This is a genomic window from Streptomyces sp. sk2.1 (assembly GCF_008120935.1).
Classification (GTDB): Bacteria; Actinomycetota; Actinomycetes; order Streptomycetales; family Streptomycetaceae; genus Streptomyces.
In genome coordinates this window covers 1-801 of the sequence record NZ_RDBO01000196.1, presented here as the reverse complement: position 1 = coordinate 801, position 801 = coordinate 1, and the positions used below count along the sequence as shown (strand labels likewise).

1 protein-coding gene is annotated in these 801 nt (G+C 68.8%); it reads left to right on the top strand.

Annotation, left to right across the window (positions count from 1 at the left end):
• Positions 1-726 (top strand): tetratricopeptide repeat protein (locus EAO76_RS42365; protein WP_148841543.1); only part of this gene is annotated, 726 nt, incomplete at its 5' end.
• Between the last annotated feature and the right edge of the window lie 75 nt (positions 727-801).

Here is an 801-nt window from a genome sequence, read left to right as displayed (position 1 = left end):
ACCCCACCACCAACCACACCTCCCACACCCACCCAAGAAGACCTGATCCACCAACACCAGCAAGCACAACAAACGAACCACACCACCGGCCCCCGAGAAGCAGCACGACTGATGGCCGAACTGGCCGCGGACCGGGCACGCATCCTGGGCCCCGATCATCCCGACACCCTCCACTCCCGCCACCAGCACGCCTGGAATCTCGAACACGCGGGGGAGTGTGTGGAGGCGGCGAGGTTGTTTGCTGAGGTGGCCGCGGACCGGGCACGCGCTCTCGGAGCGGACCACCCTGACACCCTGCGGTCCCGCTACAGCCATGCCTGGAATCTTGCTGCGGCGGGTGAGCGTGTGGAGGCGGCGAGGTTGTTTGCTGAGGTGGCCGCGGACCGGGCACGCGCTCTCGGAGCGGACCACCCTGACACCCTGCGGTCCCGCTACCGGCACGCCTGGAATCTTGGGCAGGCGGGTGAGCATGCGGAGGCGGCGAGGTTGTTGGCCGAGGTGGCCGCGGACCGGGCACGTGTTCTCGGAGCCGATGACCCCGAAACCCTGCGATCCCGCTCCGGCCACGCCCAGAATCTCGAGAAGGCGGGTGAGCGTGCGGAGGCGGCGAGGTTGTTTGCCGAACTGGCTGCGGACCGGGCACGTGTTCTCGGAGCGGACCACCCTGACACTCTGTGGTCCCGCCACAGCCATGCCTGGAATCTTGGGCAGGCAGGGGAAGGATGACGGCGGCCCGGCCCGCTGTCAGGGGCCGGCAAGCGTAAGGGGACCCTGGGTAAGCACCTCCCGCGCTCCCGCGCA